General features: G+C 70.6%; 26 protein-coding genes and 1 pseudogene. 12 read left to right on the top strand and 15 right to left on the bottom strand.

What is annotated here, in order from left to right; translation table 11 throughout:
• Positions 1-2: 2 nt before the first annotated feature.
• The gene (locus DFJ67_RS27855; protein ID WP_116070736.1) at positions 3-1,718 is read right to left on the bottom strand and encodes a GH25 family lysozyme; all 1,716 of its coding nucleotides are present in this window, start codon (positions 1,716-1,718) and stop codon (positions 3-5) included.
• A 184-nt stretch (positions 1,719-1,902) separates the two neighbouring features.
• Here DFJ67_RS27855 and DFJ67_RS27850 point away from each other — a divergent pair, with 184 nt between their 5' ends.
• From DFJ67_RS27850 to DFJ67_RS27835, 4 genes are all read left to right on the top strand, one after another.
• Positions 1,903-3,372 carry an FG-GAP repeat domain-containing protein gene (locus tag DFJ67_RS27850; RefSeq protein WP_147315624.1) on the top strand — a complete coding sequence of 490 codons (1,470 nt, stop codon included), beginning with the start codon at positions 1,903-1,905 and terminating at the stop codon, positions 3,370-3,372.
• Positions 3,373-3,453: 81 nt separating this feature from the next.
• On the top strand, positions 3,454-4,464 hold the full coding sequence (locus DFJ67_RS27845) for a Gfo/Idh/MocA family protein (protein WP_116070734.1): 1,011 nt from the start codon (positions 3,454-3,456) through the stop codon (positions 4,462-4,464).
• Positions 4,465-4,473: 9 nt separating this feature from the next.
• Positions 4,474-4,800, top strand: a complete 327-nt coding sequence (locus tag DFJ67_RS27840) for a hypothetical protein (RefSeq protein WP_147315623.1) — start codon at positions 4,474-4,476, stop codon at positions 4,798-4,800.
• A 13-nt stretch (positions 4,801-4,813) separates the two neighbouring features.
• Positions 4,814-5,782, top strand: coding sequence for a bile acid:sodium symporter (locus DFJ67_RS27835; RefSeq protein ID WP_239097535.1), 969 nt, complete (start codon positions 4,814-4,816; stop codon positions 5,780-5,782).
• Here the strand turns inward: DFJ67_RS27835 and DFJ67_RS27830 are convergent.
• Genes DFJ67_RS27830 through DFJ67_RS27810 form a run of 5 tightly spaced genes read right to left on the bottom strand, consistent with a single transcriptional unit; the run spans position 5,751 to position 8,869 of the window.
• The gene (locus tag DFJ67_RS27830) at positions 5,751-6,158 is read right to left on the bottom strand and encodes an arsenate reductase ArsC (RefSeq protein ID WP_116070732.1); all 408 of its coding nucleotides are present in this window, start codon (positions 6,156-6,158) and stop codon (positions 5,751-5,753) included. The genes DFJ67_RS27835 and DFJ67_RS27830 overlap by 32 nt on opposite strands.
• Positions 6,155-6,898, bottom strand: coding sequence for an aquaporin (locus DFJ67_RS27825; RefSeq protein WP_116070731.1), 744 nt, complete (start codon positions 6,896-6,898; stop codon positions 6,155-6,157). Before DFJ67_RS27825 ends, DFJ67_RS27830 begins: the two co-directional genes overlap by 4 nt.
• Positions 6,895-7,581, bottom strand: a complete 687-nt coding sequence (locus tag DFJ67_RS27820) for an arsenate reductase/protein-tyrosine-phosphatase family protein (protein WP_116070730.1) — start codon at positions 7,579-7,581, stop codon at positions 6,895-6,897. Before DFJ67_RS27820 ends, DFJ67_RS27825 begins: the two co-directional genes overlap by 4 nt.
• Before the next feature lie 32 nt (positions 7,582-7,613).
• Positions 7,614-8,465 carry a class I SAM-dependent methyltransferase gene (locus DFJ67_RS27815; RefSeq protein ID WP_203784252.1) on the bottom strand — a complete coding sequence of 284 codons (852 nt, stop codon included), beginning with the start codon at positions 8,463-8,465 and terminating at the stop codon, positions 7,614-7,616.
• A 38-nt stretch (positions 8,466-8,503) separates the two neighbouring features.
• On the bottom strand, positions 8,504-8,869 hold the full coding sequence (locus DFJ67_RS27810) for a hypothetical protein (RefSeq protein ID WP_116070729.1): 366 nt from the start codon (positions 8,867-8,869) through the stop codon (positions 8,504-8,506).
• Between the two features lie 192 nt (positions 8,870-9,061).
• Here DFJ67_RS27810 and DFJ67_RS27805 point away from each other — a divergent pair, with 192 nt between their 5' ends.
• The gene (locus DFJ67_RS27805) at positions 9,062-10,087 is read left to right on the top strand and encodes a magnesium and cobalt transport protein CorA (protein ID WP_239097534.1); all 1,026 of its coding nucleotides are present in this window, start codon (positions 9,062-9,064) and stop codon (positions 10,085-10,087) included.
• A 146-nt stretch (positions 10,088-10,233) separates the two neighbouring features.
• Here the strand turns inward: DFJ67_RS27805 and DFJ67_RS27800 are convergent, their stop codons facing one another.
• The 4 genes and pseudogenes from DFJ67_RS27800 to DFJ67_RS27785 form a co-directional block, all read right to left on the bottom strand.
• On the bottom strand, positions 10,234-12,153 hold the full coding sequence (locus DFJ67_RS27800; protein ID WP_116070727.1) for a potassium transporter Kup: 1,920 nt from the start codon (positions 12,151-12,153) through the stop codon (positions 10,234-10,236).
• Positions 12,154-12,237: 84 nt separating this feature from the next.
• Positions 12,238-13,020: a MerR family transcriptional regulator gene (locus DFJ67_RS27795; RefSeq protein ID WP_116070726.1), complete on the bottom strand. Its 783-nt coding sequence runs from the start codon at positions 13,018-13,020 to the stop codon at positions 12,238-12,240.
• A 22-nt stretch (positions 13,021-13,042) separates the two neighbouring features.
• A pseudogene (locus DFJ67_RS27790) lies at positions 13,043-13,805 on the bottom strand (ABC transporter permease).
• Positions 13,806-13,814: 9 nt separating this feature from the next.
• Positions 13,815-14,594, bottom strand: a complete 780-nt coding sequence (locus tag DFJ67_RS27785) for an ABC transporter ATP-binding protein (protein ID WP_116070725.1) — start codon at positions 14,592-14,594, stop codon at positions 13,815-13,817.
• A gap of 105 nt (positions 14,595-14,699) precedes the next feature.
• Here DFJ67_RS27785 and DFJ67_RS27780 point away from each other — a divergent pair, with 105 nt between their 5' ends.
• Positions 14,700-15,146, top strand: coding sequence for an Rv0361 family membrane protein (locus tag DFJ67_RS27780; RefSeq protein ID WP_147315622.1), 447 nt, complete (start codon positions 14,700-14,702; stop codon positions 15,144-15,146).
• A gap of 2 nt (positions 15,147-15,148) precedes the next feature.
• Here DFJ67_RS27780 and DFJ67_RS27775 read toward each other — a convergent pair whose 3' ends face one another.
• On the bottom strand, positions 15,149-15,835 hold the full coding sequence (locus tag DFJ67_RS27775) for a winged helix-turn-helix transcriptional regulator (RefSeq protein ID WP_116070723.1): 687 nt from the start codon (positions 15,833-15,835) through the stop codon (positions 15,149-15,151).
• Between the two features lie 89 nt (positions 15,836-15,924).
• Here DFJ67_RS27775 and DFJ67_RS27770 point away from each other — a divergent pair, with 89 nt between their 5' ends.
• Positions 15,925-17,205, top strand: coding sequence for a vanadium-dependent haloperoxidase (locus DFJ67_RS27770; protein WP_116070722.1), 1,281 nt, complete (start codon positions 15,925-15,927; stop codon positions 17,203-17,205).
• A gap of 8 nt (positions 17,206-17,213) precedes the next feature.
• Here the strand turns inward: DFJ67_RS27770 and DFJ67_RS27765 are convergent, their stop codons facing one another.
• Complete coding sequence (locus tag DFJ67_RS27765) at positions 17,214-17,420, bottom strand: hypothetical protein (protein ID WP_116070721.1); 207 nt, start codon at positions 17,418-17,420, stop codon at positions 17,214-17,216.
• 145 nt (positions 17,421-17,565) lie between these two features.
• On the opposite strand from DFJ67_RS27765, the gene DFJ67_RS27760 reads away from it, so the two are divergent.
• The 4 genes from DFJ67_RS27760 (at position 17,566) to DFJ67_RS27745 (ending at position 23,817) form a co-directional block, all read left to right on the top strand.
• Complete coding sequence (locus DFJ67_RS27760; RefSeq protein ID WP_116070720.1) at positions 17,566-20,349, top strand: helix-turn-helix transcriptional regulator; 2,784 nt, start codon at positions 17,566-17,568, stop codon at positions 20,347-20,349.
• A 182-nt stretch (positions 20,350-20,531) separates the two neighbouring features.
• Complete coding sequence (locus tag DFJ67_RS27755) at positions 20,532-21,866, top strand: reverse transcriptase family protein (RefSeq protein ID WP_203784248.1); 1,335 nt, start codon at positions 20,532-20,534, stop codon at positions 21,864-21,866.
• Positions 21,863-23,110 carry an EAL domain-containing protein gene (locus tag DFJ67_RS27750; RefSeq protein ID WP_116070719.1) on the top strand — a complete coding sequence of 416 codons (1,248 nt, stop codon included), beginning with the start codon at positions 21,863-21,865 and terminating at the stop codon, positions 23,108-23,110. Before DFJ67_RS27755 ends, DFJ67_RS27750 begins: the two co-directional genes overlap by 4 nt.
• The gene (locus DFJ67_RS27745) at positions 23,110-23,817 is read left to right on the top strand and encodes a DNA-3-methyladenine glycosylase family protein (RefSeq protein WP_116070718.1); all 708 of its coding nucleotides are present in this window, start codon (positions 23,110-23,112) and stop codon (positions 23,815-23,817) included. The genes DFJ67_RS27750 and DFJ67_RS27745 overlap by 1 nt, the downstream gene beginning before the upstream one ends.
• Here DFJ67_RS27745 and DFJ67_RS27740 read toward each other — a convergent pair.
• The 3 genes from DFJ67_RS27740 to DFJ67_RS44000 form a co-directional block, all read right to left on the bottom strand.
• On the bottom strand, positions 23,771-24,634 hold the full coding sequence (locus DFJ67_RS27740) for an alpha/beta hydrolase family protein (RefSeq protein WP_170216006.1): 864 nt from the start codon (positions 24,632-24,634) through the stop codon (positions 23,771-23,773). The genes DFJ67_RS27745 and DFJ67_RS27740 overlap by 47 nt on opposite strands.
• A gap of 19 nt (positions 24,635-24,653) precedes the next feature.
• The gene (locus DFJ67_RS27735) at positions 24,654-25,049 is read right to left on the bottom strand and encodes a hypothetical protein (RefSeq protein WP_116070716.1); all 396 of its coding nucleotides are present in this window, start codon (positions 25,047-25,049) and stop codon (positions 24,654-24,656) included.
• Between the two features lie 85 nt (positions 25,050-25,134).
• Complete coding sequence (locus DFJ67_RS44000) at positions 25,135-25,467, bottom strand: hypothetical protein (RefSeq protein ID WP_239097533.1); 333 nt, start codon at positions 25,465-25,467, stop codon at positions 25,135-25,137.
• On the opposite strand from DFJ67_RS44000, the gene DFJ67_RS27730 reads away from it, so the two are divergent.
• Positions 25,460-26,203, top strand: coding sequence for an alpha/beta fold hydrolase (locus tag DFJ67_RS27730; RefSeq protein ID WP_239097532.1), 744 nt, complete (start codon positions 25,460-25,462; stop codon positions 26,201-26,203). The genes DFJ67_RS44000 and DFJ67_RS27730 overlap by 8 nt on opposite strands.
• Positions 26,204-26,209: the final 6 nt, after the last annotated feature.

The raw sequence follows: 26,209 nt of genomic DNA, 5'->3' as shown, positions 1-26,209 counted from the left end.
GGTTAGTGGAAGGTGCCGGTGCCGGCCCAGGCAGGGACGCCGATCCCAGGTCCGCGGCGCATGGTCCAGTTGCTGAAGGTGGTGCCGGTTGACTCTCCGGTGTGGAGGGTGCCGTCGGCGCCGTAGTACCAGATCAGGTCGTCGCGGCCGTCGTGGTTGTAGTCCCCGACCCCGGCCCAGGTGGGTGTCCCGATCCCATCGACGGACCCGATGGTGGCCAGGCCGGTTCCGGAGAAGGTGAACACGGCTGATCCTTGGTGCCAGGCGATGTCGTCGCGGTAGCCGTCTGCGTCGAAGTCGCCGACGCCGGCCCAGTCCGGGGTCCCGATCCCGGGTCCGCGGCGCATGGTGCAGTTGGCGAAGGTGCTGCCGTTCGATTCGCAGGTGTGGATCGTTCCGTCGGGGTAGAACCAGAACAGGTCGTCGCGGCCGTCGTGGGTGTAGTCCCCGACACCGGCCCAGGTTGGTGTCCCGGGCCCGTCAACGGAGCCGGTCGTGGCTAGGCCGCTGCCCGAGAGGGTGAAGATGGTTGAGCCTTGGTGCCAGGCGATGTCGTCGCGGTAGCCGTCACCGTCGAAGTCACCGACTCCGGCCCAGTCGGGTTTGCCGACTCCTGGTCCGCGCCGCATGGTGCAGTTGGTGAACGTGGTCCCGTTCGCGTCGCAGGTGTGGATGGTCCCGTCACCGGCGTAGTACCAGAACAGGTCGTCGCGGCCGTCGTGGTTGTAGTCACCGACACCGGCCCAGTCCGGAGTGCCGATCCCGTCGACGGAACCGATCGTCGGGAACCCGGCCCCGGAGAACGTGAACAGGCCCGAGCCTTGCATCCACGCGACGTCCGCGCCTGACCCCGCGTGTGCGCCGGCGAGTTGGGCCAGCTGGGCGAGGCTTCCGTTGAAGACGTTGGAATCGCGGTCGCCGCCGCGCTGGCAGTCCGGGATGTCGTACTGCCAGAAGGTCCAATGGTTGCCCCAGCCCGGCACCGATGGTGGCGAGGAGTTGCAGCTCGCGACGTCGAGCAGGTAGCCGGCGAACGCGGTGCTGTTGCCGGTGCACGGATTCCACCAGTTGACGTTGGTGTAGATCATCGGCGTGACGCCGATGCGGGCCTGCACCTGGCTCAGGAACGAGCTGATCCACGAACGCATCTGGCTCTGGTTGAGGCCGTAGCATGCGGGCAGGTCGTTGTAGGGCCACTCGATGTCCAGGAACGGCGGCAGCGTCCGGCCGTCCCGTGACCACTCCATGTGGTCGACGAAGTAGTTCGCCTGGCCGACCGGGTTGCCCTTGTCGGGCCGCCCCCAGGCATACGCGCCGACATAGAGGCCGGCGGCTTTCGCGCCGCGGTAGTCCTGGGTGAAGTACTCATTCGTGTACGTGGTGCCCTCGGTCGCCTTGACGTAGGCGAACTCGTCTCCGGCTGCTTTCTGGGCCGGCCAACTGACGGTCTTGCCGCCGTTGTGATCGTGGCTGGACACGTCGCGGCCGTTGATCGGGTAGCCGGCCGGCGGCGGCACGATCGTGGCCAGGGCTGTCGACGTGCCGGACACGCTCGTTGGCGTGCCGCTGCCGGCCCAGCCGTTGTCGCTGTTGGACGGTGTGATCGACGGTCCGCTTGCCATGGCCCCGCCGGGCGCCAACACGGCCGTCACGATGGCCGCCGAGAACGCGACGGCCAACCGTAGTCGGCGATGGGTCAGGTCTGTCCTGATGCGCATCGAACTCCTCGGGTCAGGTGATCTCGGCGCACGCGCGCCAACACCGGGACCTTCGCGGTACGGGCTATCCGAACGCTGGACGCCCGCGCCCGTACTCCCGGCGTCGGCGTCCAGTCCTTGGATAGCCCGTACCGCGACGGTCTGTCCGCAACGACCGCGGACCGGACCCGAGGGAGAAGTCTCGATGAAGCCCAATCAACGACGGCACAGCGTGTTCCGCTGGCGCCACATCCTGGCCGTGCTCGGCGCGGCCGTCGCCCTGGCGATGGTGGCGCCCGCCACGGCGCAGGCGGCGGCCGGCAGCGACGACACCACCGTGCGGCCGCAGGGTGTCACCGCCGTCAGCTCGGCGACGCGGGCCGCAGGGGCGGCGGCGGCCGACAATCCCGGACCGTGGATCACCCGGAACGAGATCCTGAGCCGCGCGAAGTCCTGGTATGACGCCCACGTGCCCTACAGCATGGAGAAATATCGCGACGATTATCGCACCGACTGTTCGGGATACGTCGGGATGGCCTGGCACACCAACGACAACTACTGGTGGACCGGCGACCTCGACACCATCAGCGTGCAGATCACCTACAACGCGCTGCGTCCCGGCGACATCCTGCTCTACCACAACGAGGCCAACCCGGTGAACGGCTCGCACACGGTGATCTTCGACCACTGGGTCGGTGCCGTCGGCGGCGACTTCATGATGTACGAGCAGACCAAGCCGTCCACCAAGCACCGGCTGTGGTCGGAGGCCGGCTACAGCAGGTCTTTGTACAAGCCCTTCAAGTATCGCCGCGTCCTGGAGGCCGGAACCTCGGGTGCGGATGTGGCGTGGATGCAGGGCTCGGGCCTGTTCACCTTCTCCGGGGCCGGGTTCCCGACCATCGGTTCCGTCGACGGGATCGGCACCCCCGATTGGGCCGGTGTCGGTGACTACAACCACGACGGCCGCGACGACCTGTTCTGGTACTACGCCGGTGACGGGACCATCCACACCTGCGACGCGAACGGGACCACGTTCACCAACTGCACCATGCGCCGCGGACCAGGAGTCGGCAAACCCGACTGGGCCGGGGTCGGTGACTTCGACGGTGACGGCTATCGCGACGACATCGCCTGGCACCAGGGATCTACGATCTTCACGTTCTCGGGCAGCGGCCTGGCAACGACCGGCTCCGTCGACGGGCCCGGGACACCGACGTGGGCCGGGGTCGGGGACTACACCCACGACGGCCGCGACGACCTGTTCTGGTTCTACCCCGACGGAACCATTCACACCTGCGAATCGAACGGCAGCACCTTCGCCAACTGCACGATGCGTCGCGGGCCCGGGATCGGGACCCCGGACTGGGCCGGCGTCGGTGACTTCGACGGCGACGGCTACCGCGACGACATCGCCTGGCACCAAGGCTCAGCCGTGTTCACCTTCTCCGGAAGCGGCCTGGCCACCATCGGGTCCGTCGATGGGATCGGGACACCGACCTGGGCCGGCGTCGGGGACTACAACCACGACGGTAAGGACGACCTGATCTGGTACTACGGCGCCGACGGCACCCTCCACACCGGAGAGTCAACCGGCACCACCTTCACCAACTGGACCATGCGCCGCGGACCCGGCATCGGCATCCCCGCCTGGGCCGGCACCGGCACCTTCCACTAGCCGTTGATCGCGTCCGGGCGGTCAACCGACCGCCCGGACGCCAGCTTGACCTGAGAAACCCCTCGGGAAGAGGATCCCCACATGCGATTCGGACTGGTCGGCTACGGATTCGGCGGGCGCTACTTCCACGCGCCACTTCTCAGGTCAGCGCCTGACATCGACTTCGCCGGCGTGGTGACCCGGTCACCGGACCGCCGGGCCGAGCTCGAGAAGGACCATCCCGGCGTCACCGCCTACGACTCGCTGCAGGCACTGGTCACCGACGGTGTTCAGGCGGTCGCGATTTCCACCCCGGCAGACACCCACATTCCGCTCGCTATGGAGGCGATCGGGCTCGGCATGGCGGTGGTGGTCGACAAACCGTTCGCCCTCGACGCGGCCGAGGCCCGCACCGCGATCGAAGCGGCCGAGCGGGCCGGCGTCGCGCTCAGCGTCTACCAGAACCGCCGCTGGGACTCCGACCTGCTGACCGTCCGCCGCCTGATCGACACGGGTGAGCTGGGCGACATCACCCGCTTCGAGTCCCGCTTCGAACGCTTCTCCCCCGACCCGGGCCCACCCGCGGCCGGCGGCGGCGCCCTGCGCGACTTCGGCGCGCACCTGGTCGACCAGGCCCTGTTGCTGTTCGGTCCCGCGGACCACGTCTACGCCCGGATGAGCGCCCGGCACACGCTCGACGACGACTTCTTCGTCACCGTCGCCCACACCGGCGGCGTCGAATCACAGCTCTGGGGCAGCTGGGTGCAGGGCGCCCCCGGCCCACGCTTCCGGGTCACCGGCACGACCGGCACCTACATCGTCGACGGCGTCGACGGCCAGGAGGCCGACCTCATCGCCGGCCGCACGCCCGCGACCGAGGGCGACCGCTGGGGCACCGAGCCGCAAGCCCGCTGGGGCAACCTCTACCGCGGCGGCCCAGCCGAGCCGGTCCCGACCGAACGCGGCCGCTGGGACACCTACTACCCGGCGTTCGCGGCTGCTGTCCGCGGCGAAGCGCCGCTCCCGGTCGACCCGTGGGACGTCCTCCGCAACATCGAGGTCCTCGACGCCGCCCGAACGAGTGCCACAACCGGCACCACGATCAGGCTTTGATGAGCGGTCGTGGCTCACGAAGTCTTCCGACACGTGCCCTTTCCCTTCCCGGACGGCCGTTTTCCGCCACAACTCGGCGCCACCGTGCAGCGGACGGTCGCCGACGGCCAGTTACCGGCGCTCACCGTGATCCACACGGCCGACAACTCGTGGGTAGTGCTCGACGGGGTCAACGACCCGAATCTCCACGGTGCCTGCGTGATCGACGCGATGGTCCACCTGGTGGAAGACGACCCGTCGCTCGCCGTGGTCGCTCGGCTCGAGGTCGGTTACCGCGCCGACCGTGAGCGTGCGGGCGACGTATGGCATTCGTTCCCCTACGAGATGGAAGGCTGAGCTGGTCGCCGGGTTGGAGCGGCATCAGGTCGCCGTCTATCTGGGCGCGATCGGCGCGGGGGCTGCTGTCGGCTGGGCGCTGCCGGGCGCGGGGCCGGGCCTCGAACACGTCATCAGTCCGGTGCTGGGTGCCCTGCTCTACGTGACGTTCCTCCAAGTGCCGGCACGGGATCTGGTGCGCTCCCTGCGCGACGGCCGATTCCTCGCCGCCGCGCTCGTCGTGAACTTCGTCGTCGTCCCGCTCGTGGTGGCGGCGATGTTCACGTTCCTGCCGGCCGACCAGGCGGTGCGGCTGGGTGTGCTGCTGGTGTTGCTCACCCCCTGCGTCGACTACGTGATCGTCTTCAGCGGCCTGGCCGGCGCGAGCAGCGATCGGCTGCTTGCCGCCACGCCGCTGTTGCTGATCGCCCAGATCCTGTTGCTACCGCTGTTTCTGCTGTTGTTCCTGGGGTCAGACCTGGCCGAGACGGTCGACGCCGGACCCTTCGTCGAGGCCTTCCTCTTCCTGATCGTCGTCCCGCTCGTGCTGGCCTGGGCCACGCAGGCGTGGGCCAGCCGGCGCCGGGCCGGGGCAACGGTCGCCCGGCACCTGGGAACGGCGATGGTGCCGCTGATGGCCGCGACGCTGTTCGTGGTCGTCGCCTCCCAGATCCCCAAGATCCACAACGACCTCGGCGACGTGGTCGGCGTGGTGCCGTTCTACGTCGTCTTCCTGGTGGTGATGGCCGTTGCCGGGCTGGGCGTCAGCCGGCTCTTCCGGCTGGACACGGCACCGGCCCGGGCCGTGGTGTTCACCGGCGCGACCCGCAACTCGCTGGTGGTGCTCCCGCTGGCGCTGGCCCTCCCCGACCGCCTCGCCGTCGCCGCGGCGGTCGTGGTCACCCAGACGCTGGTCGAGGTCCTGGGCATGGTCGCCTATGTGCGACTGGTGCCCCGCCTCCTACCCACGGCTAAGGGAGGATCTCGGCGACGAGCGCCCTGACCCGGCTGCCGATGTCGTCCCGGATGCGCCGGACGGCTTCGATGTTCTGGCCGGCGGGGTCGTCGAGCTCCCAGTCGAGGTGGGTCTGTCCCGGGAAGTAGGGGCAGACGTCGCCACAGCCCATCGTGATGACCACCGACGATGCCGCCGAGTCACCCGGCGTCAGGATCGTGGGTTGCTGGTCGGTGATGTCGATGCCGAGTTCCTCCATCGCGCGCACGGCGACCGGGTTGATCTGGTCTGCCGGAGCGGACCCGGCGGACCGCACTTCGACGCGGTCACCGGCGAGGTGGCGGAGGAATCCGGCCGCCATCTGCGATCGGCCCGCGTTGTGCACACAGACGAACAGGACGCTGGGCTTCGTGGCGGTCGTCATCGGTCGGCGCGCTCCGTGGTCGTGGCGGTCAGGACGCGACGGTCGGCCTCTTCGGACCCGCGCGGCTGCGGGTAGAGGACCACGACCAACAGGGCACCCAGGGCTCCGCCGACGAGTTGCGCTCCGATGAACGCCGGCACGGAGGCCGGCGCGATGCCGGCGAAGGTGTCGGTGAACCCGCGACCGATGGTCACGGCCGGGTTGGCGAAGCTGGTCGAGCTGGTGAACCAGTAGGCGGCACCGATGTAGGCGCCGACGGCGGCCGGCGCATCCCGGGTGTTCGCGGTCCGAACCAGGGCGAAGACGAGCAGAATCAGCCCGGCGGTCGCGACCGTTTCGCCGATCCACAGGTGCGACGCGGCGCGGTCGGTGGTCGACCAGGACACCGCCGGCAGGTCGAACATCACGTTGGCCAGGACCGCCCCGCTGACGGCACCGGCCACCTGGGCGACAACGTAGCCGGCGACAAGCGTCGGGGCGGGTGCCGCACCGGCACGGCGGCGCAGCCACCAGTCGACGGCGGTGACGACCGGGTTGAGGTGTGCGCCGGAGACCGGTCCCAGCACCAGGATCAGCACCGCGAGCGCCAGCATCGTCGCGAACGCGTTCTCAGACAGCTGGAGGCCGGCGTCGCCCGGAGACAGCCGCGCCGCCATGATCCCGGAGCCGACGACGGCGGTCACGAGCAACGCGCTGCCGAGGTATTCGGCGAACAGCCGGCGCCCGAGGGTGGCGCTCACGGTCTCGATCCCCCGACCGTGATGGCGGGCACGAGCCGGCCGATCCGCTCGGAGATGTCGGCGAAGGCCGCCTCGAACGCTACGTCGGTGTCCACCGGCACCGGGTCCGGAACCGACCAGTGCAGGCGGGTCAGTGCGGCGGGCAGCGTCTCGTGGACGTGGTCGCAGACCGCGATCAGCAGGTCTCCGTCGGCCGCGACGGCGTCGAGGCTCGCGGTGCGCTGCGCCGCCAAGCGGAGACCGTGCCGCCGCGCCGCACGCACCGCACGCGGGTTGACCCGGGCGGCGGGCTCGGTGCCCGCAGAGGCGGCCGGCACGGCGCTCCGCGACCTCCAGACCGCTGCGGCCAGCTGCGAACGCGCGGAGTTGCGCGTGCAGACGAACACCACCCGGCGAGGGACCGCGAACCCGGGGCTGCCGAACGCGGCGAGCGAGTCCGGCCGGAGGCGGACGTAGCTGCGGCGCCGATCATGCTCAGACCGGGACCGGGTGATGACGCCGGCGTCCGTCAGCACGCCGAGGTGGTGGGCGACCAGGTTGCTCGACATCCCGAGCCGGTCGGCGATCTCGCTCGGCGACGCATCGCCGATCGCGAGCGCGTCAGCGATCACCAGGCGCGCGGGATCGCCGAGCGCGGCGTGCACCCGGGCCCGCCGCTCGACCGAAGACATCTCAACGTTCATTGACTCAATATTCGCTGAGTCAGTCTCCCGAGTCAACCGGCGGCTGGCCCGGGCTTGACGGCCCGCGCGTAAAGAACGTTCACCTGGAGCTGGCTCACCTCGTGGTCGCGTAGCCACGCGACATTGGCAGCGCGTACGCGTGCAGCTCCTGATGGGTCGAGTTGCTCGACGGTGGCCCGGTAGCCGGTGCCGAGCACGATCGTCCACCAGTCGTCAGGGTCGGCGAGCGGATGGGTGCCCGGCTCGGCCTCGACCGTCGGCGCCGGCGTGCCGCCGGACCGCAACAGCTCGGCCACCGCCTCCGCGGACGTGACCCGGGTCCACGGGTGGAAGGCCTTCACCAGGTCGGGGCGTTCGGCGCCGACCGCGGCCCAGAACTCGGTGGTCGCCGGTTCGAGCCACTCGGGTCCCCACACCGTGACGGCCAGCACGCCGCCGGGGCGGACCAGCCGCCACAGCTCCGCGACCGCGGCGACCATGTCGGGCAGGAAGAAGACACCGAAGACGCAGACCACGGCGTCGAAAGCCCCGGACGGCAGCCCGATGTGTTCGACATCGGCCGACCGGAACTCGACATTGGACAAACCCTGACCCCGCGCCTTGGCTCGGGCCAGCGCGAGCGCCGGCTCGGCCAGGTCGAAGCCCAACACCCGCCCGCCGGCACCGACCTCGTGCGCGGCGGGCAGCGCCGACGCACCCGTGCCGCAACAGGCGTCGAAGACCCGGTCGCCCGGGCGCAGGCCGAGCCGCGCGACCGTCGCACGACCGAACCTGTCCCAGAACGACAGCGCCGAGTCGTCGAAGTGGTCGGCCGCGGCGGCGTAGGTCGACGCCGACACCGCCTTCATGCCGGAGTCGTCCGCGACCGCGCCGCCGTCGCCCACCCGCCCATCATGCTCCCCGACCACCAACATCGGGAGGGCTACCGCCCGACCAACTCCCGCCGCTCGGCCGCGGTGAGGTGCCTGCGGACCACCTCGGCGACGTCGGCGGCCGAGAACGGCGGGTGCGGCATCTCCGGATCGACGTCCATTGTGGTCCCGGTCGCGACCTCGACCACCGGCAGGTCGACCAGCGCTCGCAGCCTGACCAGCTGCGGGTGACCGAAACCGGGCCAGGGGCGGATCACCACCACGAGCGGCTGGCGCCGGCGGATCTCGCCGACCACGTCGGCGCCCCATCCGTGCCACACGGCGCAAACCGGCACACCCAGGAGGTCGCACAGTGCCGGGGCCAGCGCGGTGCCGGGTTCGATGACCAGGACCGGACAACGTGTCAACGACGACATACCCGCATCGTGCGTCCGGGCCCGGCCGGAGAGCGGCGGTCGCTACGGAATCCATACGCACCGGGCAGCGATCCCAATACGCCCTTGACACACGCGGTTGGCCTTGGAAAGGGCGCGCCATGTGATCGGATCAGGCATGGGCGGTGCATCCGCGCGTTTTAATGCAGGCGAGGAACCGGGAGGGAGGCGGTGGTGGCCGACGAGCAGAACCGGTCTGCCATGGACTGGGTTGTCGACTGCGCCGTCTACGTGGCCGGGCGACGGATGGGTGGGCAGTTCGACTACGCGCAGGCGCTGGAGATAGCCCGGGCCGGCGAGGGGTTCGTCTGGCTGGGGCTGCACGACCCGACGCCGGCCAACATCATCGAGGTGGCCGAGGTGTACGGGCTCGATGAGCTGACCGCCGAGCACGCGCTCAGCCCGGATCACCGGCCGGCGGTGGAGCGCTCCGAAGAGGTCACGGTGATCGTGCTGCGGACCACGAGGTACGTCGATCATCCGGAGCTGACGGAGACCTCCGAGGTGGTGGAAACGGGCGCCGTGGTGGTCTTCATCGGGCCGCAGTTCGTGATCACCGTGCGACACGGCGCGCCCGGCGCATTGGGGCCGGTCCGGAGCGACCTGGAGGCTCGGCCGCAGCGGCTGGCGCTGGGGCCGTGGGCGGTGGCACACGCCGTGTGTGACCGCGTGGTCGACGCCTACACGGCGGTGGCGGCTGCGGTGGAGACCGATATCGACGCGGTCGAGGAGAGCGTCTTCGCGCGGTACGCGGGTGCCGGTGGGCGGGTCTCGCACATCTATCAGCTCAAGCGGGAGCTGGTGGAGTTCAAACGGGCGGTGGCACCGTTGCAGCGTCACTTCGGTGCGCTGCTCGAGGATCGGACCCTGCTGTCCAAGGAGATCCGCCGCTATTTCCGCGACGTCTACAACAACCTCCTGCGCACGGTCGAACGGATCACCGCGTTCGACGATCTGCTCAACTCGATCCTCCAGGCCCGGCTGGCGCAGGTCACGGTGGACCAGAACAACGACATGCGCAAGATCGCTGGCTGGGCGGCGATCTTCGCGGTGCAGACGTTCATCGCCGGCATCTACGGAATGAACTTCACCTTCATGCCGGAGCTGGGCTGGCGCTACGGCTATCCCGGCGTGATGCTGGTCATGATCGTCACCGCGGTCGTCATGTATCGGGGTTTCCGCCGCAACAACTGGCTATAGCCGCGCTAGCTGATCAACACGGTGATCGTCGCCACCCAGCCGAGGGCCGCCAACACGAGCAGCAGCGGAAGGGCCCGCCGGACGCGCCGGGCCGCGGAAGTCACATCCACTCCCCAACCCTGCCACGAGCGCCCAGCCCTCGGGTGTCAGACGGCGATCCGGGAACCCATGATGACCGTGCGTTCGCGCGGCAGGCCGAAATACTCGGCTGCGTCAGCCGTCACGTAGGACGTCGCGATGAACAGCCGTTTGCGCCAGCCGGCCATCGTCGGCGCATCGCCGCGGGTGAGCTCGATCTTCGAGAGGAAATAGGAAGCGCCGTCGAGCGAGACCAGCCCCTCGGTGCGGTCCGGTTCGAGCAGCGCGAGCGTCGCGGGCACGTTCGGCGTCTCGATATAGCCGAACCGCGCTACGACATGGATGACCCCGTCCTGCGCGAATCCCAGGTCGTCGACCACGATCCGCTCGCTGTCCGGCACGTATGGCACGGTGTCGGTCTCGATCGACAGGATCACCACGTGCTCGTGCAGCACGTGGTTGTGTTCGACGTTGGCCCGCAGCGCCAGCGGCGCGGTCTCCTTGCCCCGGTTGAGGAACACGGCCGTGCCCGGCACCCGGGTGAACGTGTCCGGCCGGTCGTGCAGCTCGGTGACGAACTCCCGCAAGGGACCCTCGGCCTGTTCACGTTCGCGGGTGACCACAGAACGGCCCCGCTGCCAGGTCGTCATCACCGCGAACGCGGTCAGCCCGATCAGCAACGGCAACCAGGCCCCGTGCAGCAACTTGGTCAGGTTGGCGGCGAGGAACAGCACGTCGACGGCCAACAGGATGCCGGCACCGGTAAGCACTATCCACAATGGCGTGTGGAAGCGGACCCGGGCGAGGTAGAAGAAGAGCAGCGTGGTGATGGTGATGGTCGCGATGACGGCCATGCCGAAGGCGAACGCGAGCGCGGCCGAGGAGCGGAACGCGAAGACGAGGATCAGCACCGAGACCATCAGCAGCCAGTTGATCCAGGGCACGTAGATCTGGCCGATCGTCGACGCCGACGTGTGCGCGACCCGCAACCGGGGCAGATAGCCGAGTTGCGCGGCCTGGGACGCGACCGAATAGGCACCGGTGATGACCGCCTGCGAGGCGATGACCGTCGCCGCGGTCGCCAGCACCACCATCGGCAACCGGGCCCAGTCGGGGGTGAGCAGGAAGAACGGGCTGCTGATCGTGCTCTGGTCGGAGAGGATCAGCGCGCCCTGGCCGAAATAGCTCAGCACGCACGCCGGCAGCACCAACGACAGCCAGCCGCGGGTGATCGCCCGCCGCCCGAAGTGGCCCATGTCGGCGTAGAGGGCCTCGGCGCCGGTCACCGCGAGCACGATCGCGGCCAGCGCGAAGAATCCGATGTGGAAGTTCCCGGCCACGAAGCTGATGGCGTACGTGGGTGACAGCGCCGCCAGGATGTGGGGGTTCTCGACGATCCCGCCGATTCCGCACGCGGCGATGGCGACGAACCAGGCGATCATCACCGGGCCGAAGAACCGGCCGACCGCGGCCGTGCCGCGCCGCTGCACGAGGAAGAGCAGCACGATGATGACCGCGGTGATCGGCACGACCAGGTCTTCGAGCCCCGGCTGCACGATCTTGAGTCCCTCGACCGCCGACAGCACCGAGATGGCCGGTGTGATCATGCTGTCGCCGAAGAAGAGCGCGGCGCCGAACACGCCGAGCGCGGCGAGCACCAGCGCCGCCCGCCGGCTGCGCCCCCCGCCGAGCCGGCGGAGCAGGGTGATCAGGGCCATGATGCCGCCCTGCCCCTGGTTGTCGACCCGCATCACCAGCGTCACGTAGGTCAGGGTGACGATGAGCATGACCGACCAGAACACCAGCGACACGACCCCGTAGACGTTGTCGGTGCTGACCGGCACCGGGTGCGGGTCGGCCGGGTTGAAGACGGTCTGGATGGTGTAGATCGGGCTGGTCCCGATGTCGCCGAAGACGACGCCGAGGGCGCCGACCACGACGGCCGCGCGCACCACGTCACGGCCGCCGGCCGACGATGCTTCTTCCATCCGGTGCTCCTCGACAGGGGCCGCTATCGCGCCCTCATCCTGCCGGTGCGAACGCGGATCACGACGTCAAGAAATCGTCAAGATTCACCGTTGGCAGGGTGCGTCCAGCCGCTCCAGGCGGGTCCAGCCGACCCAGCCGCGCTCGCGCATCAGCTCCAGCATCCGGCCCGCTCGCGGGTCGGACTCGAGGAGCAGGCCGTCGAGCAGGCCAACCGCTACCTCGTCCTGCGCCATCTCCTCGAAGTTGAGCTCGCCGGCGGCGAAGGCCTGCTCGGCCAGGTTGGCCATGATGTCGGCGGCTTCCTCCAGCAGCCGGTCGTCGACCGGGTCGCTGTCGATGATCTCCGACAGGAGGCGGTAGAGCCGGACGTGGTGCGGATCGTCGAGCTGTGCGAGCTTCCCCGCCATCACCTCCGGGATCTGATCGGGCCAGCGGGCCGCGACCAGGATCCACCCTTCCCGCTCACCGTCGATCATCCGCTCGGACGCACCGATCTCCCGGAGCCGGTCGAGGTAGTGGAGCACGTCCGACGGGAGCGCCAGCGTGTCGCCGGTGGTGAGCTGCGCGATCTGCTTGCGGCTGGTCTCGAGCCGGTCGATCTCGTCGCGCAGGTCGCGGTCGATCCGTTGGAGAGCGTCAGCGAAAGCCGCCGGTTCGGCTTCGAGCAGCGGGCCAACCTGGGACAGGGGTACGCCGGCGTTGGCGAGCGTGCGGATCTTGATGAGCGACACGACCGCCTTGGCGCCGTAGCGCCGGTAGCCCGAATCGTCACGCTCCGGCTCGGGCAGCAGCCCGATCTGGTGATAGTGCCGCACCGTTCGTGCCGTGACGCCGGCGTACGCCGCTAATTGTCCGATCGTCAGCATGCTTCCATCCTCACCCCGCCCCTCAGGAGATCCGCCGACGGTAGGCCATGTTCGCGAACACGTAGGCGACCACGAGGATGCCGACGCACCACGCGAGCGCGATCCAGATGTCGGTGCCGACGGGTTTGCTGGGTGAGCAGGCTGCGGATGGCGTTGACGATGGAGGTGACCGGCTGGTTCTCGGCGAAGGCGCGCACCGGGCCGGGCATGGTCGCGGTGGGCACGAACGCCGAGCTGATGAACGGCAGGAAGATCAGCGGGTAGGAGAACGCGCTCGCACCGTCGACCGACTTCGCGGTCAGGCCGGGGATCACGGCGATCCAGGTCAGCGCCAGGGTGAACAGGATGAGCGTGCCGGCGACCGCGAGCCAGGCCAGCACGCCGGCGCCCGAGCGGAAGCCGATGGCGATGGCGGCCAGGACGACGACCAGGAGCGAGATCAGGTTGGCGACCATCGAGGTCAGCACGTGTGCCCACAACACGCCCGACCGGGCGATCGGCATCGACGAGAAGCGCTCGAAGATGCCGCTCTGCATATCCATGAAGAGCCGGAACGCGGTGTACGCGATCCCCGACGCGATCGTGATGAGCAGGATGCCGGGCAGCATGTAGTTGACGTACGAAACCGACCCGGTGTCGATCGCGCCGCCGAACACGTACACGAAAAGCAACATCATGGCGATGGGTGTGATCGCGGTCGTGATGATCGTGTCCAGGCTGCGGGTGACGTGGCGCAGCGTGCGTCCGGTGAGGGCCGCGGTGTCGACGAAGAAATGCGTGGCCATTGTCGTTCCCTACTTGGTCTTGGTGGTGTCGCCGACGACCGCGAAGAAGACGTCTTCCAGGGTGGGCTGCTTCTCGATGTATTCGACCTTCGCCGGCGGCAGCAGCGCCTTGAGCTCGGCCAGGGTGCCGTTGACGATGATCCGACCCTCGTGCAGGATCGCGATCCGGTCCGCGAGCTGCTCGGCTTCGTCGAGATACTGCGTGGTGAGCAGCACGGTCGTGCCGCCCGCGGCGAGTTCCCGGATGGCCTGCCAGACCTCGATCCGCGCCTCGGGGTCGAGCCCGGTCGTCGGCTCGTCGAGGAAGATGACCGGCGGGTTCCCGATCAGGCTCATCGAGATGTCCAGCCGGCGGCGCATGCCACCGGAGTAGGTCGCCACCCGCCGGCTCCCCGCCTCGGTCAGCGAGAACCGCCGCAGCAGCTCGTCGGCGATCGCGCCGGGTTCCTTGAGGTGCCTCAGCCGGGCGATCAGCACGAGGTTCTCCCGCCCGGTGAGGATCTCGTCGACCGCCGCGAACTGCCCGGTGAGACTGATCGACTCGCGTACGTCGGCCGCCTGCGACGCGACGTCGAAGCCGTTGACCCCGGCCGTGCCGGCGTCGGCCTTGAGCAGGGTGGCCAGGATCCGCACCACCGTGGTCTTGCCCGCCCCGTTGGAGCCGAGCAGCGCGAAAATGCTGCCGCGCGCCACGTCGAAGTCGACGCCGCGCAACACGTGCAGCTCCTTGTAGGACTTCTCCAGGCCCTGCACGTGGATCGCAGGTCCCTGGGCCGCAGGGATACTCATGGCAGCCAGTTTGGGGGGTTGACGCTACGTCAAGGTCAAGCCCTCCGCGTATGGATTCCGTCAAGAAGGAGCCTGCGGATCGATCGCCGGACGTACGCTCGCCGCATGTCAGCGGCTCCGGTCTATGGACCACCGTTCGGCCCACCGCCCAAGCGGAGGCGTTGGGGACTGATCATCGGCCTGAGCGTGGCGGGCGTGGTGGTCCTGTGCTGCGGCGGGGGCGTCACCCTGGTTGGGCTGATCGCGGTGCAGACCGGCCCGGCCAAGTCGGCGGCCGCGTCCTACGTGGACGCCGTGATCGCCAACGACGACGCCAAAGCGCAGCAATACCTCTGCTCGGCCAGCGTCGCCAAGGCCCACCACGACAGCTTCGCGAGCCACGTGCACAGCAGTGGCGTCAGCGACAGCCAGGTGGTCAACACCAAGGTCACCTTGTGGAACCTGTCGTGGAAAGCCGATGTGCAGGTGGAGCTCACCGGCACCACCGGCGCGCAGGAGGCGCTCGACCTGCCGCTTGCCAAGGAAGACGGCAAGTGGAAGGTGTGCGGCTGACCTTAGGCGGCTGAGCGGGCGGCCGCCCGCACGGTGGTGGCAAAACTGCTCCACGTGAACCAGCTCGGGAAGGCGCGGACGAGCGCCGGATCCCCGGCCAGGGCGAGCCGGCCCGCGGCGATCTGCGCGTTGAGCTCGCACCGTCCTGAGTAGACGCCGTAGAGGGCCGCCACGTAGCCGTCGAGATGCACGTAGCTCGCCGGGTCCAGGCCCGGGTCGGTGTGGCAGATCGACACCCCGGTCCGTTCGAGGACCATCCACAGGCGTCCGGGTTTCGGCCCTGACAGCCGGAACGCGACCACGGTCTTGTGCGCCGGCAACGCGTCGGCGGCGACATGCCGGCTGATCCACAGGATCAGCAGATCCGGGTCGAGCTCCGCCTGGGCCGGATCTTCCATGACCCAGTGCACCGCCCACTCGCCAAGAGCCCTGACCACACCGCTGAGCTGCCGACCGGGCCCGGTCAGCTGGTAGCCGGCTCCGGCGCCGGCCAACTCGATCAGACCGAGCCGCTCCAGGTGGCGCAGCCGGCTGCTGAGCACGCTGCGCGAGATGCCGGGCAGGCCGCGGGCGAGCTCGTTGAAACCGAGCGGGCCGAAGAGCAGATCGCGGACCAGCAGCAGGGTCCACCGGTCGCCGAGGACCTCGGCGGCCTTGGCCACCGGGCAGTACTGGCCGTACGTCTTCATGCCTGGCAGTGTGCGCCCGCACGTGGCCGGCCGGGCAGTACGAAATCCGTACTTCCCGCGATCTGTCGAACGGCCGAACACTCCCCCTCATGAATCGTAGAGAGCTTCTGGTCGCGGTCGGCGGCGCTGCCGCCCTCGTCGCCACCCGTCCCGCACCGGCTGCCGGGCACAGTCGCACGGCCAGGCCGCCGAACGCCGCGCTGCACTGGAGCGGGATCGCCGAGGCGGCGATCGCTCCCGGCCGGCCCCCGGGCAGCGCCGGCGTGCTCGGCGGCATCGTGCACGGTGCGATCCACGATGCCGGCGCGGCGGCATCCGGGCGTTATCCGGCGCTGCTCGTCGCCCCCTGCGCACGCGGGAGGGCCGACGCGGACGCCGCGGTGGCGACGGCCGCCTACCTGGTCCTGTCCGCCCGGGTGCCGGCGCAGGCTGATTCGCTGGCCGACAGCTACGCCGCCTATCGGGCCCTGCTCGACAACAGTCCGGCGGTAGGCCGCGGCCTGGACAGAGGCCGACAGGTCGCCGAGGCGGTCCTCGCACTCCGCGCCGACGACGGATTCGACGCGACCGTGCCGTGGACCCAACCCGCGCCCGGCCCCGGGGTCTTCGAACCGGTCCTCACCAACCCCGACGGCACGCCGGCGACCCCGGTCGATGTCAAACTCGGCCGGGTCACGCCACTCGTCATCGCCGCGGCTGACCAGTTCCGCCCGCTCGGGCCCTACCAGTTGACCAGCGCCGCGTATGCCGCCGATCTCGTGGAGGTCGCCGCCTACGGCCGGGTCGACTCCACCGTGCGCAGTCCGGCGCAGACCGACACCGCCAGATTCTGGGCGGAGAACACCTTCACCCAGTGGAGTCGTACGCTGCGCGGCCTCGGCGCCGAGCGACGGCTGGACACGGCGGCAGCGGCCAGGATGCTCGGCCTGGCCCAGGTCACCGCAGCCGACGCGCTGATCGCCTGCTTCAACGCCAAATACCACTACCTCTTCTGGCGGCCGGTGCACGCCATCGCCCGCGCCGACAGCGACGGCAACCCGGCCACCACCGCGGACCCGACGTGGCGGTCGCTGCTGACGGTCAACCACCCCGAATACGTCTCCGCCCACGCGACCTGGAGCAACGCCATCACGACCGCGCTGGCCGGCTACTTCCACACCAGCCGGATCCCGCTCACGATGACCAGCACGATCACCGGAACCACCCGCACCTACCGCACGCTCCCCGACGCCGCCGCCGACGTCACCGGCGCCCGCATCTGGGCCGGCCTGCATTTCCGCAAATCCCTGATCGACGGCGCCCGGCTGGGCCGGCGGGTCGCAGGCGCGGTCGCCGCACACGCCCGCCACCCGCGCCAAGAACGTCTTTGAGGAAGGCCTCACCCGGCCGACTGACGGCAGTCCTCCTTGATGATCAGGGCGAAGCTCTTCGCGGCCTGGGCGGTGAAGCCCTGAGCCCGGTGCCAGTCGGCGTGCTCGTCCACGCTCGCGGCGCAGGTGGGCACCGGGAGCATCCGGTCTTCGGGCGCCGGGCCGGAAATGCCGGCGGCCACCATCGCGGCGGTCAGGATCCAACATGCGTTCATGGCGAACCTCCTGGTTGTCGGCTTGTGCCTCCAGGCTTCGCCGGCGGGCGACCGGCCACATTGGGCCTGACCCCTGAGATCGGGCGACGTACCCCTTATCCCTACGAGTGATGACCGCGCGGGCCGCCGGTGCCAGACTCGGCACATGGCTGCCGCCGGCGGCGACCTCCTGGTCGGCCGGGCCGCGGAATCGCACGCGCTGCTCGACCTGACCGCGCGGGCTGCCGCCGGGCGCCCGGGTTTCCTGCTGGTCGCCGGCGAGGCTGGCGTCGGTAAGACCGCGCTCGCCCGTGACCTCCGTAGTCGGGTGGCGGGCGAGTTCGGCGTGCTGTGGGCGCCGTGCCTGCCGCTGACCTCGCTCGCCACGCCGTTCCTGCCATTGCTGTCGGCGCTGCGGGACTGGCCCGCCGGCGGCCCGCCCGATTTCCAGCCGTTGACCTTCGACCGGTGGCTCGACGACGCCTGCCGGGAACGGCCCCTGCTGCTGGTCGTCGACGACCTGCACTGGGCCGACGGCAGCACGCTCGAAGTGCTCACATTCGTGCTCGCGATGGCGCCGCGCCGCCGGCTCGCCGTGCTGGCCACGCTGCGGACCGACGACCTCGCCGACGGGCATCCCCTACATCGGTGGCTGGCCGACGTCCGCCGGTTCCCCGAGTTCGGGGAACTCCCCGTGGCTCGGCTGGACCGGGCCGGGACCGCCGATCAGCTCACCGCCCTCTTCGGGCGGCCGCCGCGCGAATCGGTGGTCGACGAGGTGTTCGCGCGTACCCGCGGCAACCCTTATCTGACCGCCCTGCTGGCCCGCGGTCTCGACCCGGACGCCGGTGCGCTGCCGCCCGGCCTGCCCGATGGCCTGCGCGGCGCCGTGACGCGGGCGTGGCACGGTCTCGCCCCGGCGGACCGCCGGGTCAGCGTGTTCGTCGCGGTCGCGGGCCGACCGGTCACGGCTGCCCTGCTCGCCGAGGCGGTCGGCGGCCCGGTGCTGCCGGCGTTGCGTGCGGCGGTCGACGCCCGGGTCCTGGAGGTGACCGACGATCGTTACTGGTTCGTGCACCCGCTGCTGGCCGAGGTGCTCGAGGCGACGCTGCTGCCCGAGGAACGGCACTCGGCGCACACGGCGTTCGCCGCCATCCTGTCGGGCCGGGTCACCGACGTCGCCGGCACGGTCGCCGTGGCCGACCACTACCACCGGTGCGGCGATGTCGGGCAGGCCTACGCGTGGGCGCTGCGCGGCGCCGAGGCGGCACAGCGGGAGGGCGGCGCGGCCGAGGCCGTACGCCTGCTGGATCGTGCCCTGTTCCTGTTGCCTGCCGTGCCGGCCGCCGCGCTGTCCCGCCTCGACTTGCTGGACCGGGTGCGCGTCGCGGCCGACCGCGCCGGCGACCAGTCACGGGAGTTGCGCGCGGTCGAGGAGATGATCGGCCTCGTCGACCGGCGCCAGGCCCCGCTGGCCGCCGCCGACCTGCTGGTCCGCCGGATGCGCCTGCTGCACACCACCGGCGGCTCGTTCGCCGACGTCGGCCTGGCCCGCGAGGCGCTGGAGCTGACGGTGGACCACCCGGACAGTCCGGAACGCGCGCTGGCCACCGCGGCGCTGGCCCACGCCGAGCTGTTCCGCTCGCTACCCGACGGCGCGGCGCGGGCGCGTGCGGCGGTCGAGCTGGCGGAGGCGAGCGGCTCGGCGCGGGCGCTCGCCTACGCGCTGACCGCCGACACGATCGCCCGCTGCATCGCCGACGACCCCACGGCGGCGGACCGCGGGCGGCAGGCACAGACCGTCGCGGCGGGCATCGGCGAGTTCTGGGCCTACAAGTCGGCCGGAGCGTGGGTCGCGGGCACCCTCGGCGACATCGACGACCAGGCGGTGATCGACTATCACGCCGAATGCCGGGCCGAGATGACGGCGCTGGGGATGCCGCACAACTACGCGGCGATGGAATGTGCCCTCGAGGCGTTCGGCCTCTTGCTGCGGGGCGATCCACAGGCCTGCGCGGAGCGCCTGCGCGAGGTGTTCGCGGCCAACCCGGGCCCGTTCGCCAACGCGCACGCCCGTCTGGTCGCCGCGCTGCTGGCGGTGCGGCAGGGACGGACCGCCGAGGCACGCGGGCACCTGGCCCGGGCCGAGGAGCTCACCGACGGCTCGGGCTTCCGCACACAACCGTTCGACCTGGTCCGCGTCGAGATTGCCGGCGCCGCCGGCGACGCCGCAGCGGCCATCGCGGCCGCCGACCGCGCCCTGTCCGAGCGCCTACAGGAAATGTATGAGCGGGTCCTCCCACCGGTCGCCCGGGTCCTCGCCGACCAGATCCGCGACGCGGACCCGGAACCGGCCCGGGCCGCGCTCGCCGACCTGCGCCGCCGCTACCCCACCGTCCCGGCCGTGCCGGAAGTGCCGGGCGCTCGCTACCCGTTGGTAGCCGAGGCCCTGCGGGCGTTGTACGACGCCGAGGTCGAGCGGGCCCACCGCACGCCGGCGGCGGCGGACGCCTGGCGCCGAGCCCACCGGGCCTGCCACACCGCGTCGTTGCCGTGGGAGGAGGCGTACGCGGCCTGGCGGGTCGGGCAGACGCTGCTGGCTGGTGGCGGCCACCGCGACGAGGCCGCCAGCGCGGTGCGGCGCGCCCACCAACTCTCGACCGACCTCGGCTCTCCACTGGCGACGGAGGTCGCGGCGCTGGCGACCACGGCCCGGATCTCCCTGACCGAGGTAGCGGCGGAACCGGTCCGCACGCCTCCCCGCTGGGGACTGACCGACCGGGAGAGCGAAATCCTGACCCACATCGTCGCCGGCCGCACCTATGCCGAGATCGCCCGCACCCTGGTGATCAGCGAGAAGACGGTCAGCGCCCACGTCTCCCACATGCTCGCCAAGACCGGCGCGACCAACCGCCTCGAGCTTTCCCAGTTGGCCCTCCGCCACGCCTAGGATGCACAAATGGCGGCGTGTCCCGAGCTGACCGTGCCGCGTCTCCGCTGGAGGCGGGGCGATGGTCTCTCCGGGGCAACCCCGGGGGCGTGTTGTCTACCTGAGCACCACACCGCAGGTGCGCGGGCACGCTTCGCGAACCTCTGCACCCGCACGACCGGGCATCGTCGGGGCACGCCGCCGTGACCAGCGCCCGCAGCCTCGCGGTGGCTCTGGCCGACGCCTTTCTCGCCGACGGCGAATGGCGCCGCCCGGCGCTGGCCGATCGTGGTGGGTTGGTCCTTGGGGTGCGCCGGCGCTGGCTGGTGCCGGTCGCCGACGCCGTGCTCACCGCCTATCCGCGTCGGCCGAGTGACCGTCCCCGTGAGCTGGCGGCGTTCGTCGCGGGCCTGGAGCCGCTGCGCGAAGCGGTCCGTCGCCCGATCCTCATAAGCTCGCGCCAGGTGGTCGCGACCCGGACGATCACCCACCGCTGGCACACCCCCGTGCTCGACCACCTCGGCGACCTGGCCGCCCAGCTCGGGTTGAGCATCGAACACCTCGACTGGTACGCCGACCGGCGGGCGATGAACCGGCGGGCGGCCGACCCACGCCTCCACCACTACCGGTATCGATGGGCCGGCACGCGGCTCATCGAGGCGCCCAAACCCCGACTGCGCGACCTGCAGCGACGCCTGCTCACCGACGTCTTCGGCCGCATTCCGGTCCACGACGCCGCACATGGGTTCGTGCCGTCCCGTTCGGCATCGACCTTCGCGACAGCCCACTCTGGACAGCCGATCGTCGTACGCGTCGACCTGTTGGCGTTCTTCGCCACGGTCACCGCCGCACGCGTCTACGGTCTGCTGCGCACCGCCGGTTACCCCGAGCCGGTCGCGCACGCCCTGACCGGGATCTGCACGATCCGCACGCCGGCCAACGTCCTACGGATGGCGCCACCGCACCTCATCGAAAGACCCGCGCGAATCGCGGCGCTGCGCGCGGGCCACCTACCGCAGGGCGCACCCACCTCGCCGGTCCTGGCCAACCTGTGCGCGTTCCGGCTGGACCGCCGCCTCACCGGACTGGCCGGCGCCTTCGGCGTGAGCTACCGCAGGTACGCCGACGACCTCGCCTTCTCCGGCGGCATTTCGGGGCAGCGGCTCGATGACCTGCTCGTCGCCGTGGCCGATGTCGTTCGCGACGAGGGGTTTCGCGTGCACCCCACCAAGACCCGGATACGCGGACGCGGCGACCGGCAACTGCTCGCCGGCCTCGTGGTCAACGAACGGCCAGCCGTGCCTCGCGACGAATACGATCGGCTGCGCGCCATCCTGCACAACGCCGCCCGCACCGGCCTCGCCGCACAGAACCGGGGCGGCCACCCGGCGTTCGCGGAGCACCTCGCGGGCCGCGTCGCCTGGGTCGGACGCGCGAGCCCGCACCGGGCAGCCAAGCTGGCCAGCCTCCTTGACGCGGCACTCGCCACTGCGGCGAACCCCGCCCACCCGCACCAACGGGATATCGTTGATATGTGACAAATGTGTCACCGAGCACCGATGACGACCGTGACGACGAGTTCGCGCGGATCCTTCGAGCTCGGCGTCTCGAAAGCGTTTTTCAGCCGATCGTGCATCTGGCCAGCCACACCACGGTCGGTTATGAGGCGCTGGTCCGCGGGCCCGCCGGCTCGCCGTTCACCGACGCCACGACGCTGCTGCGGCACGCCTACCGGAGCGACCTGGTCGTCGAGTTCGACTGGGCGGCCCGCGCCGCCGCGTGCCGCGCCGCGATGGCCGCCAACCTCCCCTATGACCAGCTCTTGTTTCTCAACATCGAGCCGCTGGCGCTCGGCTCCGACTGCCCGCCCGACCTGTGGCCCGACATCGAGGAGGCCTTCGCCCGGTTTCAGGTGGTGCTGGAGGTGACCGAGCGGTCGTTGGAGCGCGACCCGCGTTCCCTGCTCGCCGGGATCGATCACCAGCGACCCGACGTCACCGGACTCGCGATCGACGATCTCGGCGCGAACCCCTCCGCCCTGTCGATGCTGCCCATCCTCGCGGCCGACGTGATCAAGCTGGACCAATACGTCACCCAGGGCGGACCCACACCGATGGTCATGCAGATCATGGATATCGCGTACGAGGAAGCCGAGCGCACCGGCGCGACGATCCTGGCCGAGGGCGTCGAGACGGCGGCCGACGCCGAGTTTGCCCGCTCCGCCGGAGCCACCCTCGCACAGGGCCGCTACCTGGGACGACCGGGACCGCTGCCCACCGGCCGTCGGGCACCGGCACCCACCTTGAACGTCAGGTCGGAGCCGATCGCCGACCTCGCCACACCGTTCGATGCCCTCGCGGGTCGGTCGATCAGCCGCGCGAACCTGGCCTACATCACCGCGCTGAGCCGCCACCTCGCCGAACGGGCCGCGGAACTGACCGCCCCGGCGCTGTCGCTCCTGCTGCTGCCCGACCCGCGCCTGCTGACTGCGGTCGACCAGGCCCGGCTGGCCCGGTTCGCCGGGCGCGGGGTGATCACCGGGGCGCTCGGGCCGGGACTGCCCGACCCACCCGCCGCCGGCGTGCGAGGAGCCCGCGACCATGACCGGACCCTCGACGGCCACTTTGCCACCCTGACCCTCAGCCCCGGCACCGCATCCGCGATGTTCGCGCGGGCCGCGCCCGGCCACCCCGACGAGTTCGAGTTCGGTGTGACCCACGACCGCCGCCGGGTGGTCGCCGCGGCGCGGTCTCTGCTCCGCCGACTCGGCGCCGGTGCCTGATGCGGGCCTACCGATCCCTTTCCGCCAGCGAAGCGGTCTTCCGGGACCTGCTGGCGGAGTACGGGCCGCAAGACCCGTTCGTCTGGCACGACGGCGGTCGTACCGGCTCCAGCAGGTTCGCCGCGATGCTCATCCACATCATCGGCCAGCGCACATCGGCGATCGCCGCCTTCACCATCTACGACCGGATCGCGGCCCGCTGTGGTCACATCCCGACCGCGGCCGACATCACCGCACTCGGCATCGGCGAACTGCGCCAACTGGGGCTGTCCGCCACGAAGGCGGGATACGTCCTCGACCTCGCCGCCCGCCAGTCCGACGGCCGGATCGACCTGGAAGACCTGGCCGACCTGACCGACGACCAGGTCGTCGCGCTGCTCACCGCCGGCCGCGGGATCGGCCAATGGACGGCGCAGATGTTCCTGATGCGCCAACTCAAACGGCCCGACGTGTTGCCTGCCAGCGACCCCGGCCTGGCACAGGCGATCGCCACCCGGTGGCGCCTGTCTTCCACTCCGTCACCGGCAGAGGTGACCGAACGGGCCTCAGCCTGGTCGCCTTACCGCAGCTACGCCGCCGCGCTGCTCTGGCGATCCCTCGCCCCCGCCGGCGAGATCTCCGACGCCAAGGAACGGGCCCTCCGCCAGCTCAGCGAGCGGGTCAGGTCCGCAGGTGGTGGTCGAGGAACGCGGCGACGGTCGTCATGACCGGCAACGAGGTCCAGAACCGGGTCTGCGCGCTGCTGCGGGCCAGCCGGCCGTGACCGGCTCCGGTGATGACGTAGTGGGTGCTGTCGGCCCCGGCCGCCTTCAGTGCGTGGTGCAGCGACAGCGTCTGGTCGGGCGGGATGACACGGTCGTCGTCGCCGTGCATGAGCAGGAACGCCGGTGCACCCGTCGCGACGAGGTCGATCGGATTGGCGGCGACGGCGCCGTAGCGGCGGATCGGGTGGCGCGGGTCGGCGGCGGCCGCCCGCATGCCAGCGTCGAACCCCTCGGCGACGCGGGACAGGTCGGAGGCGCCGAACTGGTCGACCACGGCCCGCAGGCGTGAGTCGGTGAGCCCGGCCATCGAGGCGAGGTAGCCGCCGGCCGACTCGCCCCACACCGCGATCCGGTCCGCGTCGATGCGGTATTCGGCCGCGCGGCTGGTGAGTGCGTCGACGGCGGCCCGGATGTCGGCGAGGCCGTCGGTGTAGGTGGCGCCCTCGCGGACGGTGCGATAGCCGACGCTCGCCACGACGTAGCCGGCGGCGGCGATGAACGCCCGCTCCCGGCGAGCCATGGCCGTCGGCGCCCGGACGAAACCGCCGCCGGGCAGGTAGACCACCAGTGGGTAGCGCCCTTCGGCCGCCGGCATCAGCACCTCGGACCGGAGCCCCGCACCGTAGGCCGGACCGCGACGCCGCACGACGCCCGCAGGCCGGCGCGGGATCTGCTGTGCCACGTCGACCGCCAGCCGCTCGGCACCGGCCGGTATCGGGGCGGCGACCGACGAATAGCGGAACCCCGGCAGCAGACTCATGATCTTGAGGTTCACGTAGCTACTCCTCCTTGGGCGGCTCGGTCCAGTTCCAGCCGTCCCACTTCCTGGACCTGACCTGCTCGTTGCGGCGCACGATGTAGACATGGCGCCAGATGGCCCGCAGCAGATAGGCGAACGGCGCCACGAAGACCAGGAAACAGCAACCCAGGCCGCCCATGGCGGCGGCCAGGACCCGCCAGTCGCCGTTGCCGCGCTCGTCTGGCGGAAGCGCGGCCCAGCCCGTCCAGACCGCGTAGTTGGCGTAGGCCAGGCAGGCGACCACCACGGCCACGAAGATGCCGACCCACCTGGCCGCCGCCCGGCGCTGGCGGCGCCGGCAGCGCGCGCAGCGGACGATGTCCCAGGCCTCGGACCGGGGCGGGAACGATGCTCGTGCAGCACCACGCGCCGCCACTGGTCGTGATCCGGCGCAGGGCCACCGCAGTAGCGGCAGGGCTGCGCCACCTCCACAGACCGCTCCGATCGCTCGACGCTCCACACTAGCCAACCAGGGGGTAGGGACAACCCCCCGAACGCCTTGCTGCTCCCCGCCGCTCAAAGGTTGCAGCCAGCGGGATCGTGCCGGAGCCCGGCGAAGCCAAGGATTGATCTCGTTCCGCACCACCGACAAAGATTCCCAAGGGAAGTTCCATGCCCGCAAAATCAAGGTCCTGGCGTCGCTCGATCGCGCTGGGGCTCGTCGTGCCCGCGGCCCTCGGCGCCGGATTGGCCGCCTGCGGCAACTCGCCGGCGTCCACCCCCGCCCCAGCGGCGGCATCCTCCAGTGCCGCGGCAACAGCCAGCCCGCCGGCTTCCATCTTGAAGATGATCACCGTTGACGGGCGCCGGCTGGCCTTCCACGTCACCCCTGGACACCAGCCCGCGATCGTCCTGGACGCCGGGGGCGGCGAGGACTCCTCCTATTGGAAGGGGCTGGTCCCACGGCTCGCGCAGGACACCGGATCCATGATCATCACCTACGACCGGGCCGGTCTGGGCGACAGCGATGAGGTAGCCGGCCCGTGGGATGTCCACTCCGCCGTCTCCGACCTGGAGGCCGGTCTGCACCAGCTCGGCGTTACGCAGAAGGTGGTCCTGGTCTCGCACTCGCAGGCCGGCGAGGTCGCCACCTACTTCGCACAGGCGAACCCGCAGTTGCTCTCCGGCGCGGTGCTCGTCGACGCCAACCTGCCGCCGTTCTTCACTGATGAGGAAATCGCCCGCCTCGTGGCCGCCACCGCGCCGCAGATCGAGGAGGCGAAGAAGCAGCCCTCGACCAAGCAGAACCGGCAACTCATCGCCACGGCAGCCAACTTCGGCCCCGCCCACCACGACTACCACGCGGCCTCCTGGCCGACGACGGTGCCGGCGATCGTGATGGTCTCCACCAAGACGCCCTTCGACGGCTCACCGGAAGACGCACAGCGGTGGCGCGACGCGGCCGCGGCGTTCGCGAAGGCCGGGCCCGACCGCGAACTCGTCACCGCCGAGGGAAGCTCCCACGACATTCCCCTCGACCGGCCCCAACTCGTTCTCGACCAGATCGAGAAGATGGCCAGCGGCGGCTGACATCTA

Origin of the sequence: Asanoa ferruginea, assembly GCF_003387075.1 — a bacterium.
GTDB classification, from domain to species: domain Bacteria; phylum Actinomycetota; class Actinomycetes; order Mycobacteriales; family Micromonosporaceae; genus Asanoa; species Asanoa ferruginea.
Note: the sequence above shows the minus strand (reverse complement) of the source record. Positions and strands in the feature narration are given on the sequence as shown.

Excerpts from the sequence above, each read along its gene's own strand:
- DFJ67_RS27855 (WP_116070736.1), bottom strand. The coding sequence starts at position 1,718 with ATGCGCATCAGGACAGACCTGACCCATCGCCGACTACGGTTGGCCGTC.
- DFJ67_RS27850 (WP_147315624.1), top strand. The coding sequence starts at position 1,903 with ATGAAGCCCAATCAACGACGGCACAGCGTGTTCCGCTGGCGCCACATC.
- DFJ67_RS27845 (WP_116070734.1), top strand. The coding sequence starts at position 3,454 with ATGCGATTCGGACTGGTCGGCTACGGATTCGGCGGGCGCTACTTCCAC.
- DFJ67_RS27830 (WP_116070732.1), bottom strand. The coding sequence starts at position 6,158 with ATGACGACCGCCACGAAGCCCAGCGTCCTGTTCGTCTGTGTGCACAAC.
- DFJ67_RS27820 (WP_116070730.1), bottom strand. The coding sequence starts at position 7,581 with ATGAACGTTGAGATGTCTTCGGTCGAGCGGCGGGCCCGGGTGCACGCC.
- DFJ67_RS27810 (WP_116070729.1), bottom strand. The coding sequence starts at position 8,869 with ATGTCGTCGTTGACACGTTGTCCGGTCCTGGTCATCGAACCCGGCACC.
- DFJ67_RS27800 (WP_116070727.1), bottom strand. The coding sequence starts at position 12,153 with ATGGAAGAAGCATCGTCGGCCGGCGGCCGTGACGTGGTGCGCGCGGCC.
- DFJ67_RS27795 (WP_116070726.1), bottom strand. The coding sequence starts at position 13,020 with ATGCTGACGATCGGACAATTAGCGGCGTACGCCGGCGTCACGGCACGA.
- DFJ67_RS27785 (WP_116070725.1), bottom strand. The coding sequence starts at position 14,594 with ATGAGTATCCCTGCGGCCCAGGGACCTGCGATCCACGTGCAGGGCCTG.
- DFJ67_RS27780 (WP_147315622.1), top strand. The coding sequence starts at position 14,700 with ATGTCAGCGGCTCCGGTCTATGGACCACCGTTCGGCCCACCGCCCAAG.
- DFJ67_RS27775 (WP_116070723.1), bottom strand. The coding sequence starts at position 15,835 with ATGAAGACGTACGGCCAGTACTGCCCGGTGGCCAAGGCCGCCGAGGTC.
- DFJ67_RS27770 (WP_116070722.1), top strand. The coding sequence starts at position 15,925 with ATGAATCGTAGAGAGCTTCTGGTCGCGGTCGGCGGCGCTGCCGCCCTC.
- DFJ67_RS27765 (WP_116070721.1), bottom strand. The coding sequence starts at position 17,420 with ATGAACGCATGTTGGATCCTGACCGCCGCGATGGTGGCCGCCGGCATT.
- DFJ67_RS27760 (WP_116070720.1), top strand. The coding sequence starts at position 17,566 with ATGGCTGCCGCCGGCGGCGACCTCCTGGTCGGCCGGGCCGCGGAATCG.
- DFJ67_RS27745 (WP_116070718.1), top strand. The coding sequence starts at position 23,110 with ATGCGGGCCTACCGATCCCTTTCCGCCAGCGAAGCGGTCTTCCGGGAC.
- DFJ67_RS27740 (WP_170216006.1), bottom strand. The coding sequence starts at position 24,634 with ATGAGTCTGCTGCCGGGGTTCCGCTATTCGTCGGTCGCCGCCCCGATA.
- DFJ67_RS27730 (WP_239097532.1), top strand. The coding sequence starts at position 25,460 with ATGATCACCGTTGACGGGCGCCGGCTGGCCTTCCACGTCACCCCTGGA.